Raw genomic sequence first — 11,018 nt, forward strand, 5'->3', positions numbered from 1 at the left:
TGTCCAATTGGTAAACAAATTGACAACAGCATTTTTCTTGCCCTGCCAGCTTTCTAATGCTTGGACTTGTGGCATATTCCAGCCCTGGTTGCCATAGTATATGCCCAAGAGCATGGCGTTATTTGGGGTAGCAGCAGCCAAAATATTGATATTGTTGGTATCCCCCAGGAGCGGGTCGTTTTGAGGTAGGGAGGTCTTATCTTCTGCTGGGAGTGGATGCAACAGAGGTTGCTCTGGTTGATTTCCTGTAAGAATATCGCGGTTACTGATGCCACTGAATTCACCGATTGTGTCTGTCTGATGGTTCACCTGTAGGATTTGCGGGAATTGGTGTTTTAAATTTGAGAGTTGTACTGCTTGGGATATGAGTGGTAATGCTCCTGGTATTTTGCTAATGATGCTATCAATGTGGAGAACAAAAGCATGGTTGAGTTGCTGGTAAAATTCAAACGTGATTTTAGCTTCGTTAAACAGTATATCCATCAATAATTCCCTCTAGGTATGTTCTCAGACAATTATTGCAAAATTAAGCCTGACAATATAGGGAAATACCACTATAATTTGTTATGAAAAATCCGTTAATTTTTCACAATTATTCGAGCATATAGTTAATTTTACGGAGCGGGGTAATTTGCAAGTTTGGCATAGCCTTCTGGGGGTTTCTCTATCCGCCAATTCCATCACAAAGACGGCGATATGCGTTTTGCACCTCTTCGCTAACCTGTGGACTAATCTTTGGGTGATGATGGATGCGAGCGCGCAACACCTGACATCCCTCAACTAGCATTTCCTCTAAATTCAAATTCCACAGAATAACTTTTCCATCAGCACCAGCAGTTGCTAGCATCTGACCATCAAGGCTAAAATTAACGCTTTTAACTTCTGCTTTGTGATGCTTTAAAGTTTTCAGCAACGTGCCATCAACGTGCCAAACTCTCACCATTTTATCGTTACTTCCCGATGCCAGAGTTTGACCATCCGGACTAAAGCTAATGCTATTCACCGGACTTTTATGCTTTAAAATACCGAGCAAAATACCATTAACATTCCAAAGTTTTACCGTTCCATCACCACTTGCAGAAGCAAGCGTTTGATTATCCGGACTGAACTTTATATCGGTTGTTAAACCTTGATGTACCTTCAAAATGTTAAAGGTTATATTTTGACTTAAAGCAGCAAGCGCCTGACTATCTGAAGCGAAGTTTATCCAGCTAGTTTGATTATTTTTATCCGGGAATTGCTGCGGTTATTTAAAATAGTAAACAGTTTGATGCGCGATTAAAATTCGCATTTTAGTATCGGGATTAATTCCAATACCCCATAATTTTTTGTCTGCTTTGGATTAGGGCATCCAACTTTTGATTGGAATCAAATAAAGACTCTGAATATAAACTCAAAGCATTCAGTTCTTTATTTTTGGCATCTGTCAAGGATTTCAACCAAATTATCTCAATTATCAAAGCAAAGAATAGACCCAAAAAAATGAAAGCGCGGATATTTAGCGCGAATCTTAATTTTCGTTCGTGGTGAAGTTTGGCTTCAGTTAATTTTCGTTTTTCTTTTTCTTGACTCAGTTGTTCTAGCAACTCTTTTTCTCGATTTAGCCGTTCAATTTCAGCATGATTTTGGGTTTCTATTTTGCGGATTTCGGCTAATTCAGCTTCTTGAGCAGCGGCTAAAAACTGATAATCTTGATGGCTCAAACTCTTACCATTCGCCCAATTGAGGGCATCTTGCAGAGCCTGTCCTCGCAATAATCTTGATTCATCTTGACAGTTAGAAGCTAACCAAGCATTTAAAGATTCAGCATAGGGACGCAAATATAAAAATATTTTTTCAACCCAATTTAGATTAAAAATAGATTCGTAGATGGGATTGTATACTTTTAATTTTACCGCGTGACTTACTACTAATCCCGATAATCTTAATTGGGTTTGTTCGGGAGTATCGTCGGCTGGGATTTCTCCTTGTTGGAGGATTTTATGATAAAGTCCCAGTAACCTGCCAGCAGATTGGGGGTTTTTGGTGATGCGATCGCGTATCGTCCGAATATGAGCTGGTTCATCCTGAGATTCCCAATTTTCAATAATCTGGGATTTCACTAATTCAGATAAGTTCGTAGTAAGGACTTCAGTCCTCAATTTATCCGTCGCTACTTGAACTACTAATTTACAAAGCTTCTGAGTCAAAAACGGTTGTCCCCCTGTCCACGCCAAAATTTCTTTTAAAGTTTCTTCCGGGTTATGTACTTTTCCCTCAAATCCTTTAGCTAAGGGTAACGCTTCTTGGAATTGAAACCCATGCAATTCAATCGCGCGACCAATATTAAACGGCGTGCGAGTGGGATCGGAAATTAAATCAGAAGGCGTCGCGACTCCCAAAAGCGCAAACGCGATCCGCTGATAATCTGGTTTTTGGGCGCGTTTGTTATGGCAAGATCGAATCAGGGCAAAAAAGTCATCTAGAGGTTCTTTAAAGCTGAGAACGCTATCAATTTCATCGATAAAAATAACGATTTTTTGAGAAACCTTGACAACCAGGACTTCTTCTATTAATTCGCCCAAGCGTTGGACTGGGGGAATGAGTTCTCTGTCTTTCCACCAAGTCATAAATTCGATTGGGTTAAATAGATCGAAACCGCACAAGATTTTGTAGGCAACGCCGCCATACCATTTATCTAAAGAAACCTGCTGGTTACCAATTGCTGAAAGGTCGATAGTCGTGCAGGCAATTCCTTCAGATTTGAGCCGTTGCATCGTTTGTACCAGCAAGCTGGATTTTCCCATTTGGCGGGAATTTAGGACATAACAAAATTCCCCAGCTTTGAGTCCTTCATAGAGTTCATTATCAGCTTGTCGCACCACATAAGTGGGTGCATCCTTGGGTAAACTGCCGCCAATTTGATATTGATAGTTTGTCATTGTGGTTACCAGGATTACAGTTGATTAATTCCACTTTTGAGGTGGCATATCCAGAAACTTACGGATTAGATTAACCGCGTTCAACTTGTCATTGATGGAAGCTAAACCCAAGTCAAGGGAGATGCGATCGCCCGATTTAAGAAACAGCGCAATCTGGCAGGTAGCGTTGCGATCTGGATTCCAGCCAATGGCTTCAACTTGGACATCTATAATATGAGCTAAGGGATGCCAAATAACTTGAGTATTCAGCAAGCCGCATCCCTTGAGCGTGAATCCATTATAATCCTTATCAAAATGACAGATGACAACCTTTCCGGTAAAAATAAGCAGGGCGATACTAGCCACAATATTCAAGACCAGGAATAAGGGTATCCACCAAAGATAGAACATCCAAGAAAGTTGCAGGTAAATAATCGGAACGAGGAACAAAGTACCGGCAATCCAACCACCTGTAGCCATCCAAAGTGAATAAGGTCGATAGCGGAATTTAAGTTGAGTTTTTGTTTGTTCTAAAATAACCATTGTTTGACTTTACAATTGAACGATTGAACTTAAATTTAACTCTTGCACCAACCCGTAATCCCGCTTTCGCACCAACCCGTAATCCCGCCCGGAAATAAATTTCCGGGCTAATAGCTTAAGTCCACTGAAGTGGACTGCAAATCTCTACCATTCCTCTTGAGAGGAATTTCGCTATTAGCCAGGGAATTTATTCCCTGGCGGGTGAACTTCACAGGCGCAAGCTCTAAATTAAGACTATTCAAACTATCTCTAGATTTAAGCATCGGAACTCCTTTGAGAAACTCACCACTTAACAGCAGCACTGTCTGAGTATCTAACTCACCCGTTACCTTCACACCTACCGATTTTTGAAAGCGCCGGATAGCCGTTGCTAATTCAGCATTATTCTGAATTTTTTGGCCTAATTTATGAAGATACAACAAAGTTTGTTCGCTGGTAACTGAAATATCCTGATGCCGAAAAATTGGCAGATATTGTCCGCCGCCAAATTGCTCAAAACGCGCCCGATGGATGCGATAAATTCTCCCCCAACTTGGGTCACCAACGATAGCGAAATTGTCATTTAAACCCAGCAACGCTACCGCATGAGGGAGTCGAAAAATACCGCTTCCCGACCAATATCCCAACACACCGGGGCGGTTTATTTGCTGCATTTGCTCCCAATTTGCATCTAATTCTATTCCATCCATTCCCACAGCGCGAGTTGCGACCAAAAGTTGCGGCATCGATGTTCCTAACCGAGTTGTTCCTGCTAGCTTTGCTACGCTTGATTCAGTTGCTTCTATTCCCCAAAGTCGCAATACAGTTGCTAAAGCAGAGGGGGCACAACTGCTGTTAGAAGTTTGTCTAAATACGCCTGGCTGAAGATTATTTTCTAAAGTGGCGTGAATCGGCGCCAAAAAATAAGATTCCGCTGCATGAAATCCACCCAATCCTAATAATCCAATCACCACAACAGCGACGACCTGGACGCGGGCAGTATACCAGCTAATTGCCAAACTAATGCCGCAGATAAATATCAGCAATAAACGCAAGATTGTCCAGGTTGTTTTTAGACTGTAAACGCGCCATTCAAAGGGTAAAGCTGACATTTCGGGAACAAAACGAGCCAGTAATATCAAACCGATGTACAAACTGAGAAAGACTATTGCAAGGTAGTTTTTGCCTTTAAAAATGTCGTTGGCTTTAACTCCTTTCCCTGCTAAGGATCGTCCTATTTGCAGTCCGAAGAAGAAAAGCCATGAGGCGAAAATTGTAGCGTTCGCTATCTCCTGTCCCATCTTTCTTTACACCACTATGGTTATAGAATTCAACCATCCTAATATCTCTACATCTTTTTTAGCAGCAGGCACATTTTCTCGCCACGCTGTGATGCCTCCTTTGAGAACAACAAAATTTAAACCGGTTTTTTCTAATAGCTTATATGCTTTAGTTGAGCGCGGCCCTCGCGTACAATAAAGGACGATGGTTGGCTGGGGTCGATCGGGTTTACTATTGGCTTTAGCAATGGCTTGAATTTGCTGCATACCTGAACCATTCTCAATTTCAGTGATGGGAACCAGCAAACTTTTACCGATATGGTCTTCTGCGTATTCTTCAGGAGTTCTCACGTCAATTAAAATTACAGGTTTTTGTATTTTCCCCTGCTGAAAATCGGCAACGGTTACTTGTTTGGTACTAAAACTAGCGATAAAGGTTGGCACATCCATATGATTCACCACTGCTGCTACACTCACCGAACTGATACCCAGAATTCCCAGGCTAATAATTATGGGTAAGGGATGTAAATAACGTTTTATCCACAGTTTTGCAGTTTGATTTTGCATGGGTTATTTTCCTTTGAACGGATGCAGTATTTGTCTGAAATAGTCGCTAGGAACTTGCTCTGGTATACCATATCGATTGGGCGTTCGTCTTTCACTTGTATAGAGAGTTCCGAACAACCAATCCAACAAGGGAATCTGAGCAGCAAAATTTTTATTGTGAATTTTTGGCTCGTTAACGTGATGCCAATGATGGAACTCAGGGGTGGCTATCAACCATTTTAACAGCGCAAATTTTAATCGGATGTTGGAATGAATGAAGAAAGCTATTCCTGCTGAAAAAAGAGCGTAGATAGACAAGCTTTTGGCGTTAAAACCCAACAAGTACAGAGGAATCATTTGGCAGGTTTTGGTAAATATTTGGTCGAGGGGATGCACTCGCACAGTCGCTAACCAATCTAGGTGTTCAATGCTGTGATGAACGGCGTGAAATTTCCACATCCAAGGAACGGTATGCAATAGTCTATGAGCGATGTAATAAGCTGTATCGGCAATGATGACTGCTGCTAAAAACTGCAACCATTCGGGTTGAGATGCGACTCGGTTTTGCAATTCTGGATTGATGAAATTGCCTAAGATAGAGAAGGCGATAAACCCACTAATTGCAATACCTGCTTTACCAATTAAATTGCCGATGAAAAAGTAGGTTGCATCTGTTACCCAGTGAGGGCGAAATATCTTTTGGGGGTGTAAGGTGAAGAGTCTTTCTAGGGGCAGAAAGATGAAAGCTAGGACAATGAAACCTTTGATAACTTCGGGGAACATATTTAATCGGTTAGAAGGTTTTGCTAGCCATAAAATAGTACGCGATCGCAACCACAGGATAAGCACCTACCTGCATCGACATGACAGTCGCAGCAAGACTGGGGCGTTTGTCTTTGAGAAGGCGAGAGATCGCATAACCTTTCATCACAAATCCAAAGATAAATCCAATCAGCAATAACCCCGCTGTCGCTGCATAAAGATAACTAACTCCTGCCGAAATCGTCATAGATACCATGAGAAATACCTGGGCAACTCCCATGCCAACAAACAGCAGATAAACTAAGAATGCAAACATCCGTTTACTCAGGTTTTTTAAGAAACCTACCCGCTGACAAAAATAGAGGCACATCGCAGCAGAAATCGCCCCACCAATTACCGCTACGGGAAGAATTAAAACAAAAAATACGTTACTGAATAAGCTGGCTATCAGGTAGAAAATATTTCCTCCTACAGCTATTCCAACAGCTTTGAGATAAGGAAGCGATTCTCTTTTATGCAGAATAAAAGCTTCGATGCAGATGATAGCGAGGAGAGGGATTCCATAATTAGAAATTGATGCGCCTGCGGGAAGAAAGAAAACATTGGAGGCAAATAATAACCCTTTTGCGGGACCACAAGCTATTGCTGGTAAGGCAAGAATCAGTACTAAAAATACAGCGCCTAATGTAACTTTGATGAAAGATTGCCACTGCTTCCGAGAAATAGATCGGCGCGATTTGTAAGTTGCAAGTTCATGATTGTTATAGACGACGAGGGAGGAATTGGGATTGGGATGAAGTTGCATGGTTGTTCTCCTGAGTTCAGTGTTCTACAGTTACATATATCTGACGCGGTTTGACTTATGCAGGCAACTGAATTAAACTATGTCACCTATGACTGAAACATCTTGTCTAAAGTCACAATCAACCTGTTACCATCTCGGTGCAAAACGTAAACTTTTTCATTTGGTTCAATCTTGCTAAACCTGTCAGCACAACGCGCTTTCCAGAAACTTCCCTCATAGAGAACTTTTCCAGTTTCTCCGGGTAAAATTTCCGTCAAGGTTTTGGCTTCAGTTGCATCGGGAATCACAACCTTTTTGCGCTTAATTAAAGTAGGACGCACCCAGATAACCAAGGCGAGAGAGACACCCATCCAATACATTACTTGGACATTAAATTCTTCATACATGACATAGCGCCAATCAAATCCGAGTGCTTCTGCCATTGTGCTAGTAAATTCATCGAATTTAAGTACATCATAGAATTTAAACATCGCAAGATTTGTTTTATTCTTGTGGGGTAGGCATCTTGCCTGCCCCTTACCCAAAGAAACCGGGTTTCTAGGATAAGCTTACCGAATTCCTACAGTATTCAAGCTTTTGGCTGGAGTTTTTAACCCTTCATGAATCAGCTTATTCCCGATGGTAAAGTCCATCATTTCTACTCGCGTAATCTTCACTCCCCAAGGTTCTGTTGATATATCCAATCTTTCTACCAAAGCTTGATTCAGTCTGTCTCTACCATTAAACATTTCTTCGAGTTCAAGTTTGGCAATTTCTGTGCGAATGTCGAGAATCAGCAAGTTCATCATCGCGTCTTTGAGGTTTTGTACCTTGTAATAAGCTTTCTCGATATCTGTCAGCCGCCAGTCAACTATAAAATTAGCTGTTACAGCCATTCTGTCTAGCGTTAGACATTGAATTGGACGCATTTCTAAAATTTGTTCCCGCAGGGTTTACTTATAAGCTACCTGTTCGATAAAGGGAATCAAAAGTGTAAGTCCAGGTTCGAGTTTTTTGCCATCATATTTACCTAGCATTTCCACAATCGCTTCATCTCCTTGGCGGACAATTTTGACACTAGACGCAAGGGTTGTACCAGAAAGCGTCAAAAACGAGAACAATACAAGTTGAAAGAAATCCATTGTGATTCTCCTGATAATTGAGTGAAAAATTGAGCGATCGTGGAAGAAACAGTCTGTCTGGAACTACAACCAGCGTGTTGCCTTCGCGGCGCAAAACAAAGACTTTTTGGTTGGATGCGATCGGGCAAGTTCGATCCTCACAATAAGCTTGCCAAACACAGCCTTCATAAAGCACTCGTCCCGTTTCTCCCGGTAAAATTTCCGTCACCGTTTTCGCTTCCGTTGCTTCTCGCACCACATATTTTTTGCGCTTGCGGATCATCGGACGTATCCAAAGAACTGAAGCTAAAGACAATCCCATCCAGTAAAGGATCTGATATTTAAACTCCGGCACTTGGTTCGCCCGAAATAAAAGGAACGCTACAAGTAAAGAACAAATTCCTGAGAATAACGGCACAAATCTGTAGTAAGTAACCAGAGTTTTTGGTAGAAACAGTTCCAGCAGGCAAAGAACAAGACCAAATCCTAACCAAAACAGTGGAAAACTCAGTTGTGAATCAATTAAGGGCAATCGCTTCACCTCCTGTCCAAACCCTTGCTTTTCTTGATTAAGACAGGTGGATACCTGAGTTCTCGACTGACTTTATCGAGAACTCATCGACTTCTCATCGACTTTGAATGCGACGGGGGTTTAAAATCGCAGCAAGTCTATTTTTTATAGGGCTGCAATGCCGCGATCGCTTAAAATCCATCCCCAATACATCCCCACCGTCAAATCCTCTTTACTCAGAAACGGTTTTCCCAGCCAAAAAATCCTCGCGGAAGACTTAGGCATCGCCCAATCTACCGTCAGCAACTTTCTCAACGGCAAACCCGTAGATTACGCCAATTTCTTGGAAATTTGCCAAGCTTTGGGGCAAGAATGGCGCAATATCGCCGATTTATCCGATAACCTGCCCCAAAACGAAGTATCCGACTTTAAAGCCAAAATTTTTATTAGCCATCATCCGCAATGCGATCGCCTCGCCATCCAATTGCAGCAATCTTTGACTGCGGCAGGTCACAATGTAGAAATGCAGGCAAAATCTCTACATTACAGCGATTATTTTTTGCTGCTATTATCCCCAACAACTGCTATCAGCGAAATTGTATTAGAAACAGTGCAACTCGCGAGAGAATTGCATGACAACACTCCCCAAAAACCAGCTATTTTACCCATCTGCCTAGACTTACCTTGGGAATACACTCTCCCCTTCGACTTACTTGAACTTTTACAAGGAATTCAACCCTGGCAGTGGGATTGTACCCAAGATATTTCACCTTTAGCCTCAGAACTTTTAAAGCTGATTAAAGAAAGTCGTACTTCCTTACCTTCTGACCATGAATTAGCTATATCCTGGAAAAACATTACTTCAGAAAGCGTAGAAGCAGAATTACCAATTCCCAATGCCCCACCGGAATTACCAGAAGGGCAAGTTGAATTAGCTTCTCGCTTTTATATCGAACGTCCTCCCATCGAAGCCCGCTGTTATGAAACAATTGTTCAACCCGGTGCTTTGATCCGGATTAAAGCCCCTAGACAGATGGGTAAAACGTCCCTAATGTCAAGGATTTTGCATGGCGCCGAAACCCAAGGATCGCGAGCGATCGCTCTCAATTTTCAGCTAGCTAGTAAGCGAATTTTTACCAATTTAGATACATTTTTACAGTGGTTTTGTGCTGGCGTAGGTCTAGCTTTGGGAGAAATAGATTCATTATCCAACTGCTGGCAGCTAGCCGATATTATTGGTAGCAATCTCTGTTGTAAAGCTTATTTTGAACAGTATTTGTTATCAGAAAATTTGCCGCCCCTGACTTTAGGGTTAGATGAAGTCGATCGAATCTTTGAATTTCCCGAAATTGCCGATGATTTTTTAGGCTTATTGCGAGCGTTGCACGAAGAGTCAAAGCGGTCTTAAAAATGGAAAAAGTTTCGCTTAATTGTAGTTCACTCCACCGAATTTTATATCCCTTTAGATATGAATAAATCCCCGTTTAATCTGGGATTGCCGATAGAATTACCAGAGTTTAACCCCCGGCAATTGCAAGAATTGGCAAGGCGACACGGAATCGATTGTGATGAAAATAAAGTCGAACAACTGATGGATTTAGTGGGAGGACATCCTTTCTTAGTTCGACTAGCAATGTATCATATTTCCCGTGGAGATATGACCCTAGAACGGTTAATTCAAGAATCTGCTACAGAAGCAGGAATTTACAGCGACCACCTGGGACGGCATTTGTGGAATTTAGACAAATATCCAGAAATAAAATTGGCGTTTGAACAGGTAGTAACGACTTCAGAAAGCGTGCGCTTGCCCTTAGAACAGGGATTTAAATTAAACAGTATGGGCTTGGTGAAAATGGATGGCAATGATTGTATTACCAGGTGTAAATTGTATCGGGAATATTTTAGCGAACGCCTGGGAAATATAAGTAGGTGAGTTCAGATATTGCACCCAGGCTCACACCTTAGTTTCTGCCAAATAGCTAAACTTGAAAGCCCAGAGTTTTCGTCAATCAACAAGGGTTTCCAGGCTTGTTGAGAATTGTGCAAGATGTGAGTGATATGATGTCCGCTGAATTGCCCATAATAAAAAACCTCACAGAGTTGTTGCGTAGGGACTAAGGCTAAAGAGATATCTCGGACAAAAAGATAACGTTAATAATGCCGTGTCCCGGCTTCTAATTATGGGTAATCGACCGGACATGATATGAAGATAAATAAACCGCTTGTTTTCCGATCGTTTTTGTTGAGTTGGATCGATTTTTAATTTAATAATTCTTTCCATTTCCTCTAAAGGCATATTGCCAGGAGCAAGACTTACAGCGGATTGCAAATGAGTGAGGTACAGCCTTAAGGCTGAGTTTGTGTAGCGGCACCCTGAAGGGTGGCGCTACACAAACTCAGCCTTAATTCGGTACCTCACACATTTTCAATCAGCTGTAAGTATTGCTACTGGCAAAATGGCTTTATAGGAAAAGGAAAGAAATATTAAAATAAAAATAGATCCAACTCAACAAAAACGATCGGAAAACAAGCGGTTTATTTATCTTCATATCATGTCCGGTCGATTACCCATAATTAGAAGCCGGGACACGG

General features: G+C 41.6%; 11 protein-coding genes and 1 pseudogene. 1 reads left to right on the forward strand and 11 read right to left on the reverse strand.

The genetic code is table 11. From position 1 onward, the window contains the following. The 11 genes from ACE1CM_RS23120 to ACE1CM_RS23170 all read right to left on the reverse strand — a co-directional run. Positions 1 to 483 (reverse strand): hypothetical protein (locus tag ACE1CM_RS23120; RefSeq protein WP_374880758.1); only part of this gene is annotated, 483 nt, incomplete at its 3' end. Between the two features lie 181 nt (positions 484 to 664). Next, on the reverse strand, positions 665 to 1,144 hold the full coding sequence (locus ACE1CM_RS23125; RefSeq protein WP_374880760.1) for a WD40 repeat domain-containing protein: 480 nt from the start codon (positions 1,142 to 1,144) through the stop codon (positions 665 to 667). Between the two features lie 160 nt (positions 1,145 to 1,304). Then, complete coding sequence (locus tag ACE1CM_RS23130; RefSeq protein ID WP_374880762.1) at positions 1,305 to 2,921, reverse strand: AAA-like domain-containing protein; 1,617 nt, start codon at positions 2,919 to 2,921, stop codon at positions 1,305 to 1,307. A 24-nt stretch (positions 2,922 to 2,945) separates the two neighbouring features. Beyond that, positions 2,946 to 3,443 (reverse strand): hypothetical protein, encoded by a 498-nt coding sequence (locus ACE1CM_RS23135; protein ID WP_374880764.1) that lies wholly within the window; start codon positions 3,441 to 3,443, stop codon positions 2,946 to 2,948. A 107-nt stretch (positions 3,444 to 3,550) separates the two neighbouring features. Next, positions 3,551 to 4,723: a cysteine peptidase family C39 domain-containing protein gene (locus ACE1CM_RS23140; RefSeq protein WP_374880766.1), complete on the reverse strand. Its 1,173-nt coding sequence runs from the start codon at positions 4,721 to 4,723 to the stop codon at positions 3,551 to 3,553. A gap of 6 nt (positions 4,724 to 4,729) precedes the next feature. Continuing rightward, entirely contained in the window at positions 4,730 to 5,269 is a 540-nt protein-coding gene (locus tag ACE1CM_RS23145) for a rhodanese-like domain-containing protein (protein ID WP_374880768.1), read from the reverse strand. 3 nt (positions 5,270 to 5,272) lie between these two features. Then, a complete protein-coding gene (locus tag ACE1CM_RS23150) occupies positions 5,273 to 6,031 on the reverse strand; it encodes a sterol desaturase family protein (RefSeq protein WP_374880770.1) in 759 nt (252 codons plus the stop codon). Positions 6,032 to 6,041: 10 nt separating this feature from the next. After that, entirely contained in the window at positions 6,042 to 6,815 is a 774-nt protein-coding gene (locus ACE1CM_RS23155; RefSeq protein WP_374880772.1) for a hypothetical protein, read from the reverse strand. 86 nt (positions 6,816 to 6,901) lie between these two features. Continuing rightward, a complete protein-coding gene (locus ACE1CM_RS23160; protein WP_374880774.1) occupies positions 6,902 to 7,285 on the reverse strand; it encodes an NfeD family protein in 384 nt (127 codons plus the stop codon). Between the two features lie 78 nt (positions 7,286 to 7,363). Further along, on the reverse strand, positions 7,364 to 7,744 hold the full coding sequence (locus tag ACE1CM_RS23165) for a paraslipin (RefSeq protein WP_374880778.1): 381 nt from the start codon (positions 7,742 to 7,744) through the stop codon (positions 7,364 to 7,366). A gap of 127 nt (positions 7,745 to 7,871) precedes the next feature. Then, complete coding sequence (locus ACE1CM_RS23170) at positions 7,872 to 8,447, reverse strand: NfeD family protein (RefSeq protein WP_374880776.1); 576 nt, start codon at positions 8,445 to 8,447, stop codon at positions 7,872 to 7,874. Between the two features lie 502 nt (positions 8,448 to 8,949). On the opposite strand from ACE1CM_RS23170, the pseudogene ACE1CM_RS23175 reads away from it, so the two are divergent. Further along, a pseudogene (locus ACE1CM_RS23175) lies at positions 8,950 to 10,359 on the forward strand (AAA-like domain-containing protein). Positions 10,360 to 11,018 lie beyond the last annotated feature (659 nt).

Source organism: Microseira sp. BLCC-F43 (genome assembly GCF_041929235.1).
GTDB lineage: Bacteria > Cyanobacteriota > Cyanobacteriia > Cyanobacteriales > Aerosakkonemataceae > Microseira.